Consider the following 18,841-nt stretch of genomic DNA (forward strand, 5'->3'; position numbering starts at 1 on the left):
GACAAAACGACGAACTGACCATGCGGCTTGCGCACCAAACTAGGGAAACCCTGTACAGGATTCTAGACCTGCACAGTGTCTCGAAACTTTCATATCACTGTACATGGTGGATTGTGCAAACCGTTTCTATAGTTCCGCCACCTGTTCAACAACACCGGACCTCTTTATGCAAGCCGATCGCAAACTTCACAACGCAGCCCTGTATGCCCGCCGCCAATCAGCCGTCGCTCGCGGAGTCGGTCAGGCCCATGAAATTTTCATCAAAAACGCGAAGAACTCCGAGTTTTGGGATGTCGAAGGCCGCCGCTTCATCGACTTTGCTGGCGGCATTGCCGTGCTCAACACCGGCCACCTGCACCCCCAGGTGATCGAAGCGGTCAAAGCCCAGCTCGACCTCTATACCCATACCTGTTTCCAGGTAGTGGCGTATGAGCCTTATGTGGAAGTGTGCGAGCGCTTGAACGAAATGGCGCCCGGCAACTTTGCCAAAAAGAGCCTGCTGCTGACCACCGGCGCCGAAGCCGTGGAAAACGCCATCAAGATCGCCCGCGCTTACACCAAGCGCCCCGGCGTGATCGCCTTCACCGGTGGCTACCACGGCCGTACCAATTTCACACTGGGCCTCACCGGCAAAGTGGCGCCCTACAAGCTGGGCTTCGGCCCCTTCCCCGGCGAAGTGTTCCACGCCCTGTTCCCCAATGAACTGCATGGTGTAAGCGTGGCAGATGCCCTGCACTCGGTGGAACTGATTTTCAAGAACGATGTGGAACCGGAACGGGTCGCTGCCTTCATTGTGGAACCGGTGCAGGGCGAAGGCGGTTTCTACGTGGCCCCTCCCGAGTTCATCTCCGGCCTCAAGGCAATGGCCGACAAGTACGGCATTTTGTTGATTGCCGACGAAGTGCAAACCGGCGCGGGCCGCACCGGTACCTGGTTTGCCTGCGAGCAATGGCCTGTGGCTCCTGATTTGATTACCACCGCCAAGTCCCTGGCCGGTGGCTTCCCACTCTCCGGTGTGGTCGGCCGTGCTGACGTGATTGACGCGCCAGCCGCAGGTGGTTTGGGCGGCACCTATGCCGGCAGCCCCGTGGCTTGCGCCGCTGCACTGGCGGTGATCAAGGCCTTTGAAGAAGAAAAACTCCTGCAGCGCAGCAAAGACATGGGCACCTTCCTGGTGGACAAGCTCAAGGCGATTGCCACCAAGGTGCCCGCTATCGGCGACGTCCGCGGCTTGGGCGCCATGGTCGCCATCGAGTTGTTTGAAGGTGGCGATGTACACCGCCCTGACGCCGTATTGACCAAGAAGGTGGTCACAGAGGCTGCACGCCGCGGGCTGATCCTGCTGTCCTGCGGTACCTACGGCAACGTCATCCGCATCCTGGTGCCCCTGACCGCGCCGGACGCCCTGCTCGAAGAAGGTCTGGCCATTCTGGCCGACAGCTTTGCTGCCGTGGCCTGATCGCCTCTTTTGAATCTGCTCCTCAAAAAACACATGTCCTCTACTGAACCCTTGGTGCGCTTTAGCGGCGTACAAAAAACGTACGACGGCGAGCAGCTGGTGGTGCGGGAGCTGAACCTCGATATCCAGCGCGGTGAATTCCTCAGCCTGCTCGGACCCTCGGGCTCCGGCAAGACCACCACCCTGATGATGCTGGCCGGGTTCGAGTCCCCCACAGCAGGCGACATCCTGCTCGACGGCAAGCAGATCACCCGCACCCCGCCGCACAAGCGCAACTTCGGCATGGTGTTCCAAAACTACGCGCTGTTCCCCCACATGACCGTGGCACAGAACGTGGCTTATCCGCTCACCGTGCGCAAAGTACCCAAAGACGAGCAAACCAAGCGGGTGCAAAAGGCACTGGACATGGTGCGCCTGACCGGCATGGGCGAGCGCCTGCCCGCCCGCCTCTCGGGCGGTCAACAGCAGCGCGTGGCTTTGGCACGGGCGCTGGTGTTCGAGCCCCAACTGGTGCTGATGGACGAGCCCTTGGGCGCGCTGGACAAGCAGTTGCGCGAACACATGCAGCTGGAACTCAAAGAGCTGCACCGCCAGCTGGGTGTGACCTTTGTGTATGTGACTCATGACCAGGGTGAAGCCCTGACCATGAGCGACCGGGTGGCGGTGTTCAACGAAGGCGTGATCCAGCAGCTGGCCGATGCCCAGAGCCTGTACGAAACTCCCAGCAACCGCTTTGTGGCCGGCTTTGTAGGCGACAGCACGGTGCTGCGCGGCACCTTGGGTGGTACTGCAGACGCTCCTTGCATCGTTCTCGGCCAAGGCCAGACGCTGCCGGGCATCAATGTCAACAATGCAGCTACAGGCGCAGCAGTGGAAGCCTGTGTGCGGCCCGAGCGGATTGCACTGCACGTGCAAGCTCCGGCCGCTCTCAATACGGTGGCAGCACAGGTGGCCGGCATCGTGTACTACGGCGACCACGTGCGCTTGCAATGCGAACTGGGCACCGGTCAAGCACAAGCCACCGTGAAGCTGCCGCTCACCCACGCATGCGCCCTTACACCGCCCGCCATGGGCAGCACGGTGCACCTCGAGTTCCCGACTCCGTTTACGCGCCTCTACGCGCTCTGAAGTTTTTCTCCCTGTCCCTTCCTCAACCTCCAAAGGAAATTGCTCCATGAAAAAAAGCCTGATCGCATTGGCATCTGTTGCTGCCTGCTTCGCGATGAATGTCCATGCCCAAGACGCCATTACCGTGGTGAACTTCGGTGGTGCTAACGCCAACGCCCAAAAGGCCGCGTACTACGAGCCAGTTGCCAAAGATGGCATCAAGGTCACTGCAGTGGAATACAACGGTGAACAAGCCAAAATCAAGGCCATGGTGGAAACCAAGAACGTGACTTGGGACTTGGTGGAAGTGGAATCCCCCGACGTGGCCCGCGGCTGCGACGAAGGCCTGTTCGAAAAACTCGACTACAGCAAAATCGCCCCCAAGGCCGACCTGCTGCCCTCTGCTGTGACCGAATGTGGCGTGGGCATTTTTGTCTGGTCCACCGTGATGGCCTATAACGGCGACAAGCTCAAGAAAGCCCCTACCAGCTGGGCTGACTTCTTCGACACCACCAAGATCCCCGGCAAGCGCGGCATGCGCAAAGGCGCCCGCTACAACCTCGAATTCGCCTTGCTGGCCGATGGTGTGAAGCCTGCTGACGTCTACAAGGTGCTGGCCACCAAAGACGGCGCAGAGCGCGCCTTCAAAAAACTGACCGCCCTCAAGCCCAACATCCAATGGTGGGAAGCCGGCGCCCAAGCGCCCCAGTTCCTGGTGGCTGGCGATGTGGTCTTGTCCACCGTGTACAACGGCCGCATTGATGCTGCCAACCGCGAAGGCCGCAACCTGCAGATTTACTGGCCCGGTGGCATTTATGACCTGGACTATTGGGTCATCCCCAAAGGCACTGCCAAGAAAGACGCTGCCTACAAGTTCCTGAACTTCGCCATGAAGCCTGAGAACCAAGCCGTCTACGCCCAAAACATCGCTTACGGCCCGACCAACAAGAAGGCTTTGTCCAAGCTCAGCGCCAAGGTGTTGGGTGACCTGCCGACTTCCGAGAAGAACGCCAAGGAAGCCTTGCAGTTCAACACCACCTTCTGGGCTGACCAGGGCGAAGCTCTGGAAAAGCGTTTTGCTGCCTGGGCCACCCAGTAATCCGTAGACCGTCAGGAGCCTGAACCCATGTCCATGCAAGCCAGTGCCATCCAGCCCCCGGGCGATCTCCGTGCGGCACTCTCCCGTGCGGAGTCCCGCCGCAAATGGCGGGCTTTCAGCCTGACACTGCCCTTGCTGGTGTTTTTGCTCCTGACCCTGCTGGTTCCCATTGCCGCTCTGTTGATGCGCGCGGTGGAAAACCCCGAAGTCGCCAAGGCCCTACCCACTACGGTAGAAGCCTTGGCCGGCTGGGACCGCACGTCCCAACCCCAAGCCGCCGCCTATGCCGCCTTGGTTCAAGATTTATCGCACCTGCCGGACACGGCAGATGCAGGCGCCTTGGCGCGCCGCCTGAATACCGAAGCCCCCGGCGCCCGCTCGCTGATCATGGGTGCCTACAAGGCCTTGCCCATCGAAGGGGATGCAGACACTGTGCGCCAGCAGTTGCTGGACAAAGACGCCCGCTGGGCCGAGCCTGAGTTCTGGCAGGCCATTGCCAAAAACGGCGCCCGCTGGACACCCGACTACCTGCTGGCCTCGGTGGACCTGAAACGCGACGCCAACGGCCATATCGAACGCATGCCCGAAGACCAGCGCGCCTACGGTGGCATTCTGGTGCGCACCTTCCAGATCAGCTTTATCGTCACCCTGCTGTGCCTGGTGCTGGCTTATCCACTGGCCTACTGGCTCTCCACCTTGCCGGAGCGCAAAGCCAACGTGCTGATGATTCTGGTGCTGGTACCTTTCTGGACCTCCATCCTGGTGCGGGTGGCGGCGTGGATCGTGTTGCTGCAATCAGAAGGTCTGGTCAACGGTGCGCTGCTGGGCATCGGTGTGATCAGCGAGCCACTGGCGCTGCTGTTCAACCGCACCGGCGTGATCATTTCCATGGTGCACATCCTGCTGCCGTTCATGATCCTGCCGCTGTACAGCGTGATGAAGAGCGTGCCGCCCACCTATGTGCGCGCTGCCGTATCGCTGGGCAGTGCTCCGCTGGCCGCCTTCGTGCGGGTCTACGTGCCGCAAACCTTCCCTGGTGTGGGTGCCGGTGCGCTGCTGGTGTTCATTCTGGCCATTGGTTACTACATCACGCCGGCCCTGCTGGGTGGCGCGGATGACCAGATGCTGAGCTACTACATCGCCCGCTATACCAACGTCGAAGTCAACTGGGGCATGGCCTGCGCCTTGGGTGCCTTGCTGCTCGCCACCACCCTGGTGTTGTATGCCGTGTACCGCCGCATCGGCAAATCCGACTTGGCCTTGGCATAAGAAAGACACCCATGTTCAAACTGCCTGAATTCCCCCTCTATTTCACGCTGGCCGACAAGGCCGGTTGGTGGCTGCTACGCATTGTGTGTGTGCTGGTGCTGGGCTACTTGCTGGCGCCCATCCTGGCCATCATTCCGCTGTCGTTTTCCAGCAGCTCATTCTTGACCTACCCCATCCCAGGCTGGTCTACCAAGTGGTACAGCCACCTGTTCACCGCGCCCGAGTGGTCCAACGCCATGCGCAACAGCTTCATCGTGGCGCCTGCCGCCACTGTGATTGCCACCGTACTGGGTACCTTGGCCGCTGTGGGTCTGACCCGCACCGAGTTCCGTTTCAAGGGTTTGTTGATGGCCTTCCTGATCGCCCCCATGGTCGTCCCGGTGATCGTGATCGGCGTGGCGACCTACCTGTACTTCGCCCCCTTGGGCCTGAGCGACAGCTATGTGGGCCTGATTGCAGTGCACGCGGCCATGGGTGCGCCCTTTGTGCTGACCACCGTGCTGGCCACACTGGCCAACTTCAACCACAACCTGGTGCGTGCCTCGCTGAGCCTGGGCGAAACACCGTTCAACACCTTCATGCGCGTTACCCTGCCGGTGATTGCACCGGGCGTGATTTCCGGCGCACTGTTCGCCTTTGCCACCTCGTTTGACGAAGTGGTGGTCACCCTGTTCCTCGCGGGTGCGGAGCAAACTACCCTGCCGCGCCAGATGTTTACCGGTATCCGCGAAAACATCTCGCCCACGATTGCGGCCGTGGCCACCTTGCTGATCCTGTTCACCACCACCATGTTGCTGGTGCTGGAGTGGCTGCGCGGCCGCAAAGCCTGATCCTGAACCCTGTCCCTATGGATTTGAACCAACCGCTCTCCGGCAATGCCATGCCGCGCTTCGGCGGCATCGCCAGCATGATGCGCCTGCCGGTCGCCACGTCTGCCCACGGGCTGGATGCCGCCTTCATCGGTGTACCACTGGACATAGGCACCAGCCACCGCCCGGGTGCGCGCTTCGGCCCGCGCCAGATCCGTGCCGAGTCCTGTCTGCTGCGCCCCTACAACATGGCCACCGGCGCCGCTCCATTTGATGTCCTGCAGGTGGCGGATCTGGGCGATGTGCCCATCAACACTTACTCTTTGCTCAAGTCGGTAGACATCATCACCGCCTGCTACACCGAAGTGCTGGGCCATGGCTGCATACCGCTCACCCTGGGCGGTGACCACACCATTGCATTGCCTATTTTGCGGGCCATGGCCGCCAAGCACGGCCCGGTGGCGATGGTGCATGTGGATGCGCATGCGGACGTGAATGAAGACATGTTCGGCGAGCGTATCGCGCATGGCACACCGTTCCGCCGCGCGGTGGAAGAAGGCCTACTGGACTGCAACAAGGTCACCCAAATCGGATTGCGCGGCACCGGTTATGCGGCCGACGACTTCGACTGGCCGCGCCGCCAGGGCTTTACGCTGGTGCCTGCCCACGAGGTGTGGCACCAGTCGTTGGCACCGGTGATGGAGCAAGTGCGCCAGCGCGTGGGCAACACTCCGTGCTACCTGAGCTTTGACATTGACGGTATCGACCCGGCCTACGCCGGCGGCACCGGAACGCCGGAGATCGGCGGGCTGACCGTGCCACAGGCGCTTGAAATCATCCGGGGTTGCCGTGGGCTTAATATCGTTGGGGCAGACTTGGTGGAGGTATCACCGCCCTACGACACCACGGGCAACACCGCCCTGCTGGGGGCCAACCTGTTGTACGAGATGCTGTGTGTGCTGCCCGGAGTGCCGGTGCGCTGAGTGCAGATGCCGCAGCCGTAATTGCTACGTTTTTCATAGCTGCTTGCGCATATTCCATGGGCGCCAGCAGCCAGTTTTGTTTAAATATCGAGGAGACACCATGTCCACATCGCCGCTTTCCCTGCTCAAAGACCCCAGCCTGCTCAAGACCGATGCCCTGATCAACGGGCAATGGGTCAAAGGCGCCAGCCGCTTTGCGGTGACCGATCCGTCCAACGGCCAGCACCTGGCCGATGTCGCCAACCTCGGTGCCACAGACGCTGAAGCCGCCATTGCCGCCGCCAACTCCGCCTGGCCTGCCTGGAAAGGCAAAACCGCCAAGGAGCGCAGCATCATCCTGCGCAAGTGGTTTGACTTGCTCATGGCCAACCAGGAAGACTTGGCCCGCATCATGACCGCCGAGCAAGGCAAACCCTTTGCAGAAGCCAAGGGCGAGATTGCCTATGGCGCCAGCTTTGTGGAGTGGTTTGCCGAAGAAGCCAAGCGCGTCAACGGCGAGACCCTGCCCCAGTTCGACAACAACCGCCGCCTGATGGTCATCAAGCAGCCCATCGGCGTGTGCGCGGCCATCACGCCTTGGAACTTTCCGCTGGCCATGATCACCCGCAAGGTGGCGCCTGCCTTGGCAGCCGGTTGCCCGGTCATCATCAAGCCCGCGGAACTCACACCCCTGACGGCTTTGGCAGCCGCCGAACTGGCCATCCGCGCCGGCATCCCGGCCGGTGTGCTCAACATGATCACCGCCGACAGCGAGCAGTCGATTGCCGTGGGCAAGGTCATCTGCGCCAGCGATGTGGTGCGCCACCTGAGCTTCACCGGTTCCACCGAAGTCGGCCGCATCCTGATGGCGCAAAGCGCGCCTACGGTCAAAAAACTGTCACTGGAGTTGGGCGGCAATGCGCCCTTCATCGTGTTCGACGACGCCGATGTGGACTCCGCCGTGGAAGGCGCCTTGGCCAGCAAATACCGCAACGCCGGCCAGACCTGTGTGTGCGCCAACCGCTTCTACGTGCAGGCCGGTGTGTACGACCAGTTCGTCGCCAAGTTCGCTGCCCGGGTGAAAGCCATGAAGGTGGGCAACGGCTTTGAAGACGGCGTGCTGCAGGGCCCGCTGATCGAGGATGCCGCTGTGGCCAAGGTGAAGCGCCATGTGGCGGACGCCGTGGCCAAGGGCGGCAAGGTGGAAACCGGCGGCAACGCCCTGCAAGGCCAGTTCTTCGAGCCCACCGTGGTGTCCGGCGCCACCGCCGACATGCTGTGCGCCCGTGAAGAGACCTTTGGCCCCTTCGCGCCAGTGTTCAAGTTCACCACCGAGCAGGAAGCCATTGACGCGGCCAACGCCACCGAGTTCGGCCTGGCCAGCTACTTCTACAGCCGCGACATCGGCCGCATCTACCGCGTGGGCGAAGCGCTGGAGTACGGCATGGTGGGCGTGAACGTGGGCATTCTGGCCACCGAACACGTGCCCTTCGGCGGGGTCAAGCAATCCGGCTTGGGCCGCGAAGGCTCGCACTTCGGCATGGACGACTACATCGAGGTGAAGTACCTCTGCCTGGGCGACATCCTGAAGTAAAACCACTCGGCACCCCACATCAGCCCGCTTCGGCGGGCTTTTTTGCGTCCAAGCCTTTGCCGAAACAATAACAGCCTATGCAATATCAGCCTTGACAATATTTGCTTAGGCAATTAATATTCGCGCCATGTCCAAACCAACGACTCCGTTTTACAGCCCCGACAACTACCAGCCGGAGGCCAGCATGGGGTACTTGATGCGCAGCATCCTCAATCACGTGGCCCAGGCCGTTGACCGGGAACTCGCACACACCGAGCTCACCAATGCACAGTGGATTCCGCTCTTCAAGCTCTACACCAAGAAGGCCTCTACAGTGGCCGAACTCGCCCGCGCCTGCGAGATCGACAACGGCGCGACCACCCGCCTGCTCGACCGCATGGAGGCCAAAGGCCTGTGCCAACGGGTGCGCTCCGAACAAGACCGCCGCGTCGTCAACCTCGAACTCACCGCGGCTGGCAAGACCGCTGCAGGCGATATCCCGCGCATCTTGAGCGACGTACAAAACGCCCATCTTGAGGGCTTTAGTCGCGCAGAGTTTGAAGCGCTCCAAGGCTTTCTGAGCCGCATTCTTGACAACGCCCAACGCATCAAGGCTGCCAGCCAGGCCGCCCCCGCGATCCCCGACACAGAAACCGAAACGCCCCATGTTTAATTCCACCACCGCCTCATCCCGGGCACTGCGCTGGAGCCGCTTTGCCCTGAGTGCGGCTGCACTCGCCTCACTGAGCGCCTGCGCCAATTTTTCCGGCATCTTTTCCCAGGCCAAGCCCGTTGCAGCCCAGCAAGCCGGCCTGTCCACCCAAGCCATTCCGGCCGACAGCGTCGCCCTGAACAGCCAATGGTGGAAAGCCTACGGCGATGAACAACTGAACCAACTGGTGGACAAGGCCCTGGCCAACAACCCCAGCCTGCGCGTGGCCCAGGCCCGCGTGCAGCGCGTGATGGCGTCCATCGACAACGCGGACGCTGCGGGCGCCCCCCAACTGAATGCCAGCCTGGATGCCACTCGCCAGCTCTACACCCGCAACGGCCTGGTGCCCGCCCCGATTGCAGGCAGCGAGCGCGACATTGCCACCCTGCAAGCCTCCGGCAATTGGGAACTGGACCTGTTCGGCAAGAACCGTGCAGCGCTCGATGCGGCCATCGGCCAAAGCCGTGCCGCCCAGGCCGATGCCCAGGCTGCCCGCATGCTGCTGGCCAGCAATGTGGCGCGCAGCTACTTTCAATGGATGCGGGTACAGGCCCAACTTGAAGTCGCACAGCGCACCCTGACCCAACGCGAACAGACCAAGCAGTTGGTACAGGACCGCCTGCAAGCCGGCCTTGATACCCAGCTTGAACTCCAGCAAAGCGAGAGTGGTTTGCCGGATGCCCGCTTCCAGATCGAGGTCCTCAGAGAACAGGAAGCCTTGTTGCTCAACACGCTCAGCGCCTTGACTTCACAACAAAACAGCCCGCTAGCGCTTTTAAAACCTGCGCAAGCAGCTATCAATTCCATAGCAAATGCGCAGACCAAAGTGCAAACCGTGCCGCTGGACCTGCTGGGCCGCCGCGCCGATGTGGTGGCTGCCCGTTGGCGTGTGGAAGCGGCCACCCGCGACGTGGACAACGCCAAGACCCTGTTCTACCCCAACATCAACCTGACCGCATTCGCCGGGTTTTCGAGCATCGGTTTTGACAAGCTGGTGCAAAGCAGCAGCGCGCAATGGGGCGTGGGCCCGGCCATTCGCCTGCCCCTGTTTGAAGGTGGTCGCTTGCGCGCCAACCTCAAGGGCAAGACCGCCGACCTGGACGCCGCCATCGAGACCTACAACGCCGCCGTCGTCGACGCGGTGCGGGACGTGGCCGACCAGCTCGCCTCCACCCAAGCCATCTCCCGCCAGCAGCGGGAGCAGAAAGCGGCGCAACAGTCTGCCGAATCGGCCTACGCCATTGCCGTGCAACGCTTTGAAGCCGGCTTGGGCAACTACCTCAACGTGCTCACCGCAGAAACCGCCGTCCTGACCCAGCGCAAATTGGGCGTGGACCTGGCGGCCCGCAGTGTGGACACGCAAATCCAACTCATCCGCGCGCTGGGTGGTGGCTTCAACGAGACAGACATCAGCACCGCGCAGGCCGGCAACACCGCCGCCCACTAAGCCCCTCAGACACCGACCGAACCTGATTGAAAGACAGCACCATGAGCACACCTTCCACCTCCGTCGCTACCCCTGCCGGCAACCCCGCACGCAAAAAAGCCCTGACCGCCCTCTCCATCGTCGTCCTGCTGGGCCTGGTCTACGGGGGCTTTGAGTACTACGGCGCGCGCCACTCCGAAGAAACCGACAACGCTTATGTGCAGGGCAACGTCATCCAGATCACCCCCCAGGTCGGCGGCACCGTCACCGCCATCATGGCCGACGACACCGACTTCGTGAAAGCCGGTCAGGCGCTGGTGAAGCTGGACCCGGCCGACGCCAGGGTCGCCCTCGACCAGGCCGAAGCCAACCTGGCCCAAGCCGTGCGCCAGGTGCGCACGCTGTACGCCAACAATGGCAGCCTCTCGGCCCAGGTAACCCTGCGCGAATCCGACATTGCCAAGGCCCAGACCGAGATTGCCCGTGCCACCGACGACCTGAACCGTCGCCAGGCTCTGGCCGGCAACGGTGCGGTGTCCAAAGAGGAACTCAACCACGCCAAGTCGCAGCTCAGCACCGCCCAGAACGCCCTGTCCGCGGCCCAGGCTGGCGTGGCGGCCGCGCGCGAGCAGCTCTCCAGCAACCAGACGCTAACCGACGGCACCAGTGTGGAAGGCCACCCCAGCGTGGTGGCCGCATCGGCCAAGGTGCGTGAAGCCTTTTTGGCCCTGCACCGCGCCGAACTGCCGGCCCCCGTCGATGGCTATGTGGCCAAACGCACAGTGCAACTCGGCCAGCGCGTGGCAGCGGGTGCTCCGCTGATGTCCATCATCCCGCTGAACCAGGTGTGGGTGGATGCCAACTTCAAGGAAGTGCAACTGCGCAACATCCGCATCGGCCAGCCCGTCACACTCACCGCCGACCTTTATGGCAAGAAGATGGAATACAAAGGCACGGTGGCCGGCCTGGGCGTCGGTACCGGCGCAGCGTTCTCGCTGCTGCCCGCACAAAACGCCACGGGCAACTGGATCAAGGTGGTGCAACGTGTGCCGGTGCGTGTGACGCTGGACGCCGAGCAATTGGCCCAGAACCCGCTGCGCGTGGGACTGTCCATGGAAGCCACGGTGGACGTGACCGACCAGAGCGGCAAGTCGCTGGCCGATGCCCCGCGCACCGCCTCTGTCACACAGACCGATGTGTACACCGTGCTGGACCAACAGGCCAACACGGAGGTGCGCAAGGTCATTGCCTCCAACCTGGGCCGGGGCGTCAAAGCCAATGTCCATGCGGCGGCCAAACCCGGTACCGGCGTGTAAGCCCCATGAGCGCCCCTGCCGCCTACGTTGCGCCCGCGCCCTTGCAGGGTTCGGCGCGCCTGTGGGGCACGATTGCCCTGTCCGCCGCCACCTTCATGAACGTGCTGGATTCGTCGATTGCCAACGTGTCCCTGCCCGCCATTGCCGGCGATCTCGGTGTCAGCTCCAACCAGGGCACCTGGGTCATCACCAGCTTCGGTGTGGCCAACGCCATTGCCCTTCCCCTGACCGGCTGGCTGTCGCAACGCTTCGGCCAGGTGCGTCTGTTCATCACCAGCGTGCTGCTGTTTGTGCTGTCCAGCTGGCTGTGTGGCATTGCCCCCAACATGCCCTTTCTGATCGGCGCGCGCGCGCTGCAAGGCTTTGTGGCCGGCCCCATGATGCCGCTGGCCCAGACGCTGCTGCTCTCCAGCTACCCGCCGGCCCTGGCCGGATTGGCCATGGCGCTCTGGGCCATGACCACGCTGGTCGCACCGGTGATGGGCCCATTGCTGGGCGGCTGGATCACTGACAACGCCCACTGGGGATGGATCTTCTTCATCAACGTGCCTATCGGCCTGGTCGCTGGTTTCATCACCTGGAGCATCTTCCACAAACGCGAAACGCCCACCCGCAAACTGCCCATTGACACCGTAGGCCTGGCCCTGCTGGTGATTGCAGTGACTGCCATCCAGATGATGCTGGACCGAGGCAAAGAGCTGGACTGGTTTCACTCCAACGAAATCATTGCCCTGACGGTACTGTCCGTGGTGGCCTTTGCCTTTCTGATCGCGTGGGAGCTGACGGACAAGCATCCGGTGGTGGACCTCAAGCTGTTCAAGGTGCGCAACTTCCTGACCGGAACCGTGGCCATGTCGATCGCCTACGGCCTGTTCATGGGCAACATCGTGCTGCTGCCGCTATGGCTCCAGAGCTTCATGGGTTACACCGCCACGCAGGCGGGCATGCTGATGGCCCCCGTGGGGATCTTTGCCATCATCCTGTCCCCGGTGATTGGCAAGAACATCACCAAGTTCGACACCCGCCGACTTGCGGCCATTGCCTTTTTGGTGTTTGCCCTGGTACTTTGGATGCGCTCGCATTTCAGCACGCTGTCGGATTTCAACACCATGATGATCCCCACGCTGATCCAGGGCATTGCGCTGGCGCTGTTCTTCATCCCGCTGACCAGCATCATTCTGGGTGGACTGCCGGGCGAGAAGATTGCCTCGGCCTCGGGCCTGAGCAGTTTCTGCCGGGTGCTATTTGGTTCTTTCGGAACCTCAATCTCCGTCACCCTGTGGCAGGACCGTACCACCCTGCACCATGCCCAGTTGACAGAGATGATCAACCGCGGCAGCACTGCCTCCAACAGCGCACTGGCCGGCCTGAACGCATCAGGGCTGAGCACGGAACAAGCCCTCAGCCAGATCAACCGGATGATCGACCAGCAAGCCGCCACGCTGGCCGCCAACGATGTGTTTTACGCCTCGGCTCTGATTTTTGTGGCGCTAATTCCGCTAGTGTGGCTGTCACGCCCCCAACGTGCCGGCGCCGGAGGTGGCGCAGCGGCCGACGCGGCAGCGGCTGCGCATTGAGACCGGGGCTGGCAAGCAGCCATAAAAAATCGGGGCCTGGGCCCCGATTTTTTTATTTGCTCAAACTCCAATCAGCCCAGTTCCGGACCATTGGACGTTGCCGCCATACGGTTGGTGCGGTTGGCACCGTTGTTCACCGACCAGGGAATGCTGGCCGGCTTGTCCAGAGGAGCCACTTTGGCCAACAAGGCCTGCCAGAAGAACCCACTCTGGATGGCAATCACCGCAAACAGCATATAGCTTTGCGAGCTGGAGGCCAGCCACAGGTTGTAGGTGGGCATGAACACAAAAGGCGATACCAGCAATGGCAGCACAATGCGCAGCGGTTGCATGGACTCGATGCCCTTGCCCATGTTGAACAGGTCCCAGTAGTAGTTGGTGAACATGCCCAGAATCATCCAGCACACCAGATGCCATGCATACACGATGCTGTGGTTGCGCACCAGCAAGGTGATCCAGGGCTGCGAGCTCTCATCTGCGTTGACGATCAGCACCATAAAGGCCCCCGTGGTGAAGAACACCACGAAGTAAATGAACATCAGGAATTTGAGAGCTCTGGACATGTTTTCCCCGGGTTTGAAATGGCGAAAGTATCTTACCCGCTGTCAGGCGCTACTCAGAGCAGGGGAACCCCTGTTTTCTCCTGCAGCTCCTCACGTGTCACACCGGGCGCCAGCTCCACCACCTTGAGGCCTTCGGGCGTCACGTCCATCACGGCCAGATCGGTGATGATGCGGTCCACCACGCCCACGCCGGTCAGCGGCAAGGTGCACTGGGGCAAGATCTTCAGGTCGGTGGAGCCGTCCTTCTTCTTGGCCACATGCTCCATAAGCACTATCACGCGCTTCACGCCCGCCACCAGGTCCATGGCGCCGCCCATGCCTTTGACCATCTTGCCGGGAATCATCCAGTTGGCCAGGTCGCCCTTGGCGCTGACCTGCATGGCCCCCAGGATGGACAGGTTGATCTTGCCGCCGCGGATCATGGCAAAACTCTCGTGGCTGCCAAAAATGCTGCTGCCCTTGATGGTGGTCACCGTCTGCTTGCCCGCGTTGATCAGGTCGGCGTCTACCTCGTCTTCGGTAGGGAACGGGCCAATGCCCAGCATGCCGTTCTCGCTCTGCAGCCACACTTCCTTGTCCGCGGGCACGTGGTTGGCCACCAGCGTGGGGATGCCAATGCCCAGGTTCACATAAAAGCCGTCTTCCAGCTCGTGGGCCGCGCGGGCCGCCATTTGGTCTTGGTTCCAGGCCATGGTTACACCCCTCCCTTTTCAGTGATGGTTCGTTTTTCGATGCGTTTTTCCGGTGTGGCGTTCAGCACGATGCGGTGCACATAAATGCCGGGCAGGTGCACCTGGTCGGGTGCAATCTCGCCGGTCTCCACAATCTCTTCCACCTCCACCACGGTGATCTTGCCGGCCATGGCCACTGCAGGGTTGAAGTTACGCGCGGTAAAGCGGAACTGCAGGTTGCCGGACTTGTCGGCCCGGTGCGCCTTCACCAGTGCCACGTCGGGCACCAGGGCACGCTCCATCACATAGGTCTCCCCGTCAAATTCGCGCAACTCTTTGCCCTCGGCCACGATGGTGCCCACACCAGTCTTGGTAAAGAAGGCCGGGATGCCGGCACCGCCGGCCCGCAGCTTCTCGGCCAGCGTGCCTTGGGGGGTGAACTCCAGCTCCAGCTCGCCCGCCAGGTACTGGCGCTCGAACTCCTTGTTCTCGCCCACATAGCTGGAAATCATTTTCTTGATCTGGCGCGTTTCCAGCAACTTGCCCAGGCCAAAGCCGTCCACCCCCGCGTTGTTGGAAATGGCGGTCAGATGCTTGGCACCACTGTCTTTCAGCGCATCAATCAGCGCCTCGGGAATGCCGCACAGTCCGAAGCCGCCCACGGCCAGCAACTGGCCGTCCTGGACGATGCCTTCAAGTGCCTTGGCGGCGCTGGGATAAATCTTGTTCACAGCAGAGTCTCCATAAAAAGAAGCAACGACCGTACGATACTACGTACGACCCTACGTAGTTCCCCGTAAAGCCCAACCCTATGGACATTGACTACCGACTCGCGTTTGACATGGCCCCGGTGGGCCTGGCGCTATCGCGCAACCGCACCATGGTGGACTGCAACCAGCGCCTGTGTGACATGTTTGGGGCCGGGCGCGCACAGCTCATTGGCCAGTCCTTCCAGGTGCTCTATCCCAGCGCCGACGAATACGAACGCACCGGCGCCCGCATCAGCCCCATCCTCAACCGCAGTGGCACCTATGCCGACGACCGCATCATGAAACGGCTGGACGGCCGCTTCAAGGGCGAGACTTTTTGGTGCCACGTCACCGGACGTGCGTTGAACCGCGATGCGCCGCACGAAGCCGGCATCTGGAGTTTTGAGGACCTGAGCGCACGCCGCCCGGTGAAAGCAGAACTCACGCCACGCGAGCGCGAGGTGGCGGCCCACCTGATGCAGGGCCTGACCTCCAAACACATTGGCAAAACGCTGGAGATCAGCCACCGCACGGTGGAGATCTACCGTGCCCGGCTCATGCGCAAGTACAAGGCCTCCACCACCGCCGACCTCGTACACAAGCTCATGGCCGGCGGCTGAGACATCACAGATGCAGGCTGCGCACCAGCAGCCCGGCGGCAATGCTCCACATCATGCCCGCCACCAGCAGGTCCAGCAGGCGCCAAGCCAGGGGCTTGGCAAACAAGGGGGTGAGCATGCGGGCACCAAAGCCCAGCGCCACAAACCACAGCACGCTCCCGCCCCCCGCCCCCAGCAAGAAGGCACCGTGCGTCCCCACAGGCTGCTGCGCCCCCACGGCCCCCACCAGTACCACCGTATCCAGGTACACATGGGGGTTGAGCAAGCTCAGGGACAAGGTCTGCGCCACCATGCGACCCACTGGCACCGCAACGCCGCTGGCTGTGGCTTGCAGGGTACCGGGCCGCACCGCCCGGCGCAGGGCCTGCGCGCCATACACGGCCAACACCAGCGCCCCCACGAGCCCCAGGGCGTCCAACACCCGCGGGTACTGCCCCAGGGAGGCTGCCAGCCCACTGACGCCCACGGCCATCAAGGCAATGTCCAACAGCGCACACACGGCCACCACGGCAGCCACATGCTCACGCCGCAGCCCCTGGCGCAACACATGCATGTTTTGCGCCCCAATGGCCATGATGAGGGACAGGCTGAGCGTGAAGCCGGTCAGAAAAACAGGAGGACTGAATGAAGAAAACATGCCCAGAGTATCCGCACCAAACAGTGCTTTAGCTACTGAAATCTGCTAATGTAGAAACAGTAACGCTTACCCAAAGACCCATGCTTGATACTGCTTTGCTGGCCACCGTGGCTGCCGTTGTACGCGAAGGCAGCTTCGAGCGCGCGGCACGTGCGCTGCACCTCACCCCTTCTGCCGTGTCCCAGCGTATCCGCCTGGCCGAAGAGCGGGTGGGCACGGTACTGGTGGTGCGCGGCCAGCCCTGCACCCCCACCGAAGCCGGTGTGCACCTGTGCCGCCATGCCGACACGGTGGCACTGCTGGAGAGCGAGCTGCACCGCACCATGCCAGCCCTGCGCCATGACACGGTGACCACACCCGTAGCCACCATCCGCATCGCCATCAATGCCGACAGCATGGCCACCTGGTTTGTGCACGCCATGCAGGCGTTTTGCTCCGACAGTGCCACCCTGTTGGACGTGACGCTGGACGACCAGGACAAGACCAGCGAGTGGCTGCGCCGCGGCCAGGTGCTGGCCGCCGTCACCTCGCTGGCCAAGGCAGTGCAGGGCTGCCGCAGCCGCAAACTAGGCACCCTGCGTTATTGCGCCACCGCGTCCCCCGCCTTTATGCAGCGCTGGTTTCCCACAGGCGTGAGTGCCGACACCCTGGCCCACGCACCCAGCCTGGTGTTTGACCGCAACGACCGCCTGCAGGAGCAATGGGTGCGCCGCCTGACCCGCAAGGACATGGTGCTGCCCGCCCACCGCCTGCCTTCGTCGCAGGCGTTTATCGACGGGGCACTGGCAGGCATTGGTTGGGGCATGAATCCGTTGGCGCTGGTGCAGGAACACCTGGCCACGGGCCGCCTGGTGGAGCTGCTGCCAGACCGCCCCCTGGACATCCCGCTGTACTGGCAAGTAGCCAAGCTGCCCCTGCCGGAACTGGCGCGGCTGAGCCAATGTGTGCAAGGGACTGCGGGGAAGGTGTTGGTGGGGTGAGGCTGGGCTGCCCCTTGCTCTTTGGCTGGGGGAGTGGGTGTCAAAAAAAGTGGTCCAGGCCCAAAAAAGAATCAGCCCGACTGAGGTCCGTCATACCCCTCAATCACAATCACATCCGCCGTCGCCGCCCCCACCCGGCAATCACGCGCCGCCTGGTACTCGGCCGAATTCCAGCAATCCAGCGCCGCCTGGTAACTGGGAAACTCAATCACCACATTGCGGCTGCGTGCCGTGCCCTCCACGGCCTCAAACGCCCCCGAGCGCACCAGAAAACGCGCCCCGTATTTGGCAAATGCCACCGCATTGGCGGTGATATAGGTTTTGTACTGCTCCGTGTCGGTCACGTCCACACGTGCCACCCAATAGCCTTTGCTCATTCGTTGGTCTCCTTGCTTCAAATCAGATTGCGCATGGCGCGCGCGGTTTCCTGCAACACAGGCAGTACGCGGGCCACGGCGTCGTCGGTGGACTCATTGCCCATGGGCATAGTCACATTCAGCGCCCCCACCAGCACACTGTGCCGGTCCATCAGCGGCACCGCCACACCGCGGTGGTTCAGCTCCAACTGTTGCTCCGAGATGGCCCAGCCCTGCTGGCGGATGCGCGCCAACTCTACGCGCAAGCGGTCTTTGCTGGCAATGGTGTGCGAGGTATAGGCGCGCAGGTCCCGGGTGGTGAGCCAACGCTCCAGCCACTCCGGCTCGCGCATGGACAGCAGCAGCATGCCCGCCGCCGTCACCTGCGCGGGCACCCGTGCACCCAGCACGTAGCCCGTATTCATGCTGCGGTTGGTGCCGTTGCGGGCGATATACACAATGTCATCGCCGTCCATCACACACACGTAGGCAATCTCCTGCGTGCCCGCCGTCACGCGTTGCAAAAACGGCTGCACGATGCGCGGCAGCCGTGCCGACTCCAGGTAGGACTGGCCCAGCCGCAGCACGCGGGGCGTCAGCCAGAACAACTTGCCGTCGGTGGCCACATAACCGAGGTATTGCAGGGTCAGCAGGTAACGCCGCGCAGCGGTGCGTGTCATACCGCAGCGCTCACCGGCCTGGCTGGCGGTCATGCGGGGGTGGGCATCGTCAAAGGTCTCAATGATGGACAGCCCTTTTTCCAGACCCGCGATCCAGTCTTTTTTGTCCAGTCCCGGTGTTTCAGTTTCGGTCTGGGCGGCAGGTGGGGTGGCAGTGCGTGGCATGGGCAAATTCTGTCGGCAAGGAATGGTGAAAGGCCTAGTAATAACCCGCACTACGATCGATCATCGTACAAATACGTTCGATGATCGAACATATTTACGAGATTATCCTTT

General features: G+C 62.2%; 19 protein-coding genes. 13 read left to right on the forward strand and 6 right to left on the reverse strand.

Features of this window, described 5'->3' with window-relative positions; all coding sequences use genetic code 11:
• Positions 1 to 166: 166 nt before the first annotated feature.
• The 11 genes from gabT (at position 167) to AC3WS7_RS04090 (ending at position 13,309) form a co-directional block, all read left to right on the forward strand.
• Entirely contained in the window at positions 167 to 1,459 is a 1,293-nt protein-coding gene (gene gabT, locus AC3WS7_RS04040; protein WP_492655448.1) for a 4-aminobutyrate--2-oxoglutarate transaminase, read from the forward strand.
• A 33-nt stretch (positions 1,460 to 1,492) separates the two neighbouring features.
• The gene (locus tag AC3WS7_RS04045; protein WP_296469894.1) at positions 1,493 to 2,587 is read left to right on the forward strand and encodes an ABC transporter ATP-binding protein; all 1,095 of its coding nucleotides are present in this window, start codon (positions 1,493 to 1,495) and stop codon (positions 2,585 to 2,587) included.
• A 46-nt stretch (positions 2,588 to 2,633) separates the two neighbouring features.
• Positions 2,634 to 3,665 carry an ABC transporter substrate-binding protein gene (locus tag AC3WS7_RS04050; protein WP_296469896.1) on the forward strand — a complete coding sequence of 344 codons (1,032 nt, stop codon included), beginning with the start codon at positions 2,634 to 2,636 and terminating at the stop codon, positions 3,663 to 3,665.
• Positions 3,666 to 3,692: 27 nt separating this feature from the next.
• Positions 3,693 to 4,934 (forward strand): ABC transporter permease, encoded by a 1,242-nt coding sequence (locus tag AC3WS7_RS04055; protein WP_492655449.1) that lies wholly within the window; start codon positions 3,693 to 3,695, stop codon positions 4,932 to 4,934.
• Positions 4,935 to 4,945: 11 nt separating this feature from the next.
• Positions 4,946 to 5,764, forward strand: a complete 819-nt coding sequence (locus AC3WS7_RS04060; RefSeq protein ID WP_087494335.1) for an ABC transporter permease — start codon at positions 4,946 to 4,948, stop codon at positions 5,762 to 5,764.
• 17 nt (positions 5,765 to 5,781) lie between these two features.
• Entirely contained in the window at positions 5,782 to 6,726 is a 945-nt protein-coding gene (gene speB / locus AC3WS7_RS04065) for an agmatinase (protein WP_492655450.1), read from the forward strand.
• 100 nt (positions 6,727 to 6,826) lie between these two features.
• Positions 6,827 to 8,299: an NAD-dependent succinate-semialdehyde dehydrogenase gene (locus AC3WS7_RS04070; RefSeq protein ID WP_492655451.1), complete on the forward strand. Its 1,473-nt coding sequence runs from the start codon at positions 6,827 to 6,829 to the stop codon at positions 8,297 to 8,299.
• A gap of 127 nt (positions 8,300 to 8,426) precedes the next feature.
• Positions 8,427 to 8,951, forward strand: coding sequence for a MarR family winged helix-turn-helix transcriptional regulator (locus AC3WS7_RS04075; RefSeq protein WP_492655452.1), 525 nt, complete (start codon positions 8,427 to 8,429; stop codon positions 8,949 to 8,951).
• Positions 8,944 to 10,437, forward strand: a complete 1,494-nt coding sequence (locus AC3WS7_RS04080; RefSeq protein ID WP_492655453.1) for an efflux transporter outer membrane subunit — start codon at positions 8,944 to 8,946, stop codon at positions 10,435 to 10,437. The genes AC3WS7_RS04075 and AC3WS7_RS04080 overlap by 8 nt, the downstream gene beginning before the upstream one ends.
• A 41-nt stretch (positions 10,438 to 10,478) precedes the next feature.
• Positions 10,479 to 11,732 carry an HlyD family secretion protein gene (locus tag AC3WS7_RS04085; protein WP_492655454.1) on the forward strand — a complete coding sequence of 418 codons (1,254 nt, stop codon included), beginning with the start codon at positions 10,479 to 10,481 and terminating at the stop codon, positions 11,730 to 11,732.
• A 5-nt stretch (positions 11,733 to 11,737) separates the two neighbouring features.
• On the forward strand, positions 11,738 to 13,309 hold the full coding sequence (locus AC3WS7_RS04090) for a DHA2 family efflux MFS transporter permease subunit (RefSeq protein WP_492655455.1): 1,572 nt from the start codon (positions 11,738 to 11,740) through the stop codon (positions 13,307 to 13,309).
• Positions 13,310 to 13,380: 71 nt separating this feature from the next.
• Here AC3WS7_RS04090 and AC3WS7_RS04095 read toward each other — a convergent pair whose 3' ends face one another.
• From AC3WS7_RS04095 to AC3WS7_RS04105, 3 genes are read right to left on the reverse strand one after another with little or no spacing between them, the layout of a single operon-like run.
• A complete protein-coding gene (locus AC3WS7_RS04095; protein ID WP_492655456.1) occupies positions 13,381 to 13,872 on the reverse strand; it encodes a hypothetical protein in 492 nt (163 codons plus the stop codon).
• Between the two features lie 53 nt (positions 13,873 to 13,925).
• Entirely contained in the window at positions 13,926 to 14,564 is a 639-nt protein-coding gene (locus AC3WS7_RS04100) for a CoA transferase subunit B (protein ID WP_296469919.1), read from the reverse strand.
• A gap of 2 nt (positions 14,565 to 14,566) precedes the next feature.
• On the reverse strand, positions 14,567 to 15,274 hold the full coding sequence (locus AC3WS7_RS04105) for a CoA transferase subunit A (RefSeq protein WP_492655457.1): 708 nt from the start codon (positions 15,272 to 15,274) through the stop codon (positions 14,567 to 14,569).
• Between the two features lie 80 nt (positions 15,275 to 15,354).
• Between AC3WS7_RS04105 and AC3WS7_RS04110 the strand changes: the two genes are divergently transcribed.
• Entirely contained in the window at positions 15,355 to 15,912 is a 558-nt protein-coding gene (locus AC3WS7_RS04110) for a LuxR C-terminal-related transcriptional regulator (RefSeq protein WP_492655458.1), read from the forward strand.
• 4 nt (positions 15,913 to 15,916) lie between these two features.
• On the opposite strand, the gene AC3WS7_RS04115 is transcribed toward AC3WS7_RS04110, so the two are convergent.
• A complete protein-coding gene (locus AC3WS7_RS04115) occupies positions 15,917 to 16,549 on the reverse strand; it encodes a LysE/ArgO family amino acid transporter (RefSeq protein WP_296469927.1) in 633 nt (210 codons plus the stop codon).
• A gap of 80 nt (positions 16,550 to 16,629) precedes the next feature.
• Here AC3WS7_RS04115 and AC3WS7_RS04120 point away from each other — a divergent pair, with 80 nt between their 5' ends.
• Positions 16,630 to 17,529 (forward strand): LysR family transcriptional regulator ArgP, encoded by a 900-nt coding sequence (locus AC3WS7_RS04120; protein ID WP_492655459.1) that lies wholly within the window; start codon positions 16,630 to 16,632, stop codon positions 17,527 to 17,529.
• Between the two features lie 71 nt (positions 17,530 to 17,600).
• Here the strand turns inward: AC3WS7_RS04120 and AC3WS7_RS04125 are convergent, their stop codons facing one another.
• On the reverse strand, positions 17,601 to 17,906 hold the full coding sequence (locus AC3WS7_RS04125) for a DUF1330 domain-containing protein (protein ID WP_492655460.1): 306 nt from the start codon (positions 17,904 to 17,906) through the stop codon (positions 17,601 to 17,603).
• Positions 17,907 to 17,923: 17 nt separating this feature from the next.
• Positions 17,924 to 18,730: an IclR family transcriptional regulator domain-containing protein gene (locus AC3WS7_RS04130; protein WP_492655461.1), complete on the reverse strand. Its 807-nt coding sequence runs from the start codon at positions 18,728 to 18,730 to the stop codon at positions 17,924 to 17,926.
• Positions 18,731 to 18,841: the final 111 nt, after the last annotated feature.

The sequence above is a fragment of the Rhodoferax sp. EU05-FHT12H12 genome, assembly GCF_058791215.1.

Coding starts and splice junctions, on each gene's coding strand:
- AC3WS7_RS04115 (WP_296469927.1), bottom strand. CDS start 16,549: ATGTTTTCTTCATTCAGTCCTCCTGTTTTTCTGACCGGCTTCACGCTC.
- AC3WS7_RS04055 (WP_492655449.1), top strand. CDS start 3,693: ATGTCCATGCAAGCCAGTGCCATCCAGCCCCCGGGCGATCTCCGTGCG.
- AC3WS7_RS04130 (WP_492655461.1), bottom strand. CDS start 18,730: ATGCCACGCACTGCCACCCCACCTGCCGCCCAGACCGAAACTGAAACA.
- AC3WS7_RS04060 (WP_087494335.1), top strand. CDS start 4,946: ATGTTCAAACTGCCTGAATTCCCCCTCTATTTCACGCTGGCCGACAAG.
- AC3WS7_RS04125 (WP_492655460.1), bottom strand. CDS start 17,906: ATGAGCAAAGGCTATTGGGTGGCACGTGTGGACGTGACCGACACGGAG.
- AC3WS7_RS04120 (WP_492655459.1), top strand. CDS start 16,630: ATGCTTGATACTGCTTTGCTGGCCACCGTGGCTGCCGTTGTACGCGAA.
- AC3WS7_RS04045 (WP_296469894.1), top strand. CDS start 1,493: ATGTCCTCTACTGAACCCTTGGTGCGCTTTAGCGGCGTACAAAAAACG.
- AC3WS7_RS04100 (WP_296469919.1), bottom strand. CDS start 14,564: ATGGCCTGGAACCAAGACCAAATGGCGGCCCGCGCGGCCCACGAGCTG.
- gabT (WP_492655448.1), top strand. CDS start 167: ATGCAAGCCGATCGCAAACTTCACAACGCAGCCCTGTATGCCCGCCGC.
- AC3WS7_RS04095 (WP_492655456.1), bottom strand. CDS start 13,872: ATGTCCAGAGCTCTCAAATTCCTGATGTTCATTTACTTCGTGGTGTTC.
- AC3WS7_RS04070 (WP_492655451.1), top strand. CDS start 6,827: ATGTCCACATCGCCGCTTTCCCTGCTCAAAGACCCCAGCCTGCTCAAG.
- AC3WS7_RS04085 (WP_492655454.1), top strand. CDS start 10,479: ATGAGCACACCTTCCACCTCCGTCGCTACCCCTGCCGGCAACCCCGCA.
- AC3WS7_RS04110 (WP_492655458.1), top strand. CDS start 15,355: ATGGACATTGACTACCGACTCGCGTTTGACATGGCCCCGGTGGGCCTG.
- speB (WP_492655450.1), top strand. CDS start 5,782: ATGGATTTGAACCAACCGCTCTCCGGCAATGCCATGCCGCGCTTCGGC.
- AC3WS7_RS04075 (WP_492655452.1), top strand. CDS start 8,427: ATGTCCAAACCAACGACTCCGTTTTACAGCCCCGACAACTACCAGCCG.
- AC3WS7_RS04050 (WP_296469896.1), top strand. CDS start 2,634: ATGAAAAAAAGCCTGATCGCATTGGCATCTGTTGCTGCCTGCTTCGCG.
- AC3WS7_RS04080 (WP_492655453.1), top strand. CDS start 8,944: ATGTTTAATTCCACCACCGCCTCATCCCGGGCACTGCGCTGGAGCCGC.
- AC3WS7_RS04090 (WP_492655455.1), top strand. CDS start 11,738: ATGAGCGCCCCTGCCGCCTACGTTGCGCCCGCGCCCTTGCAGGGTTCG.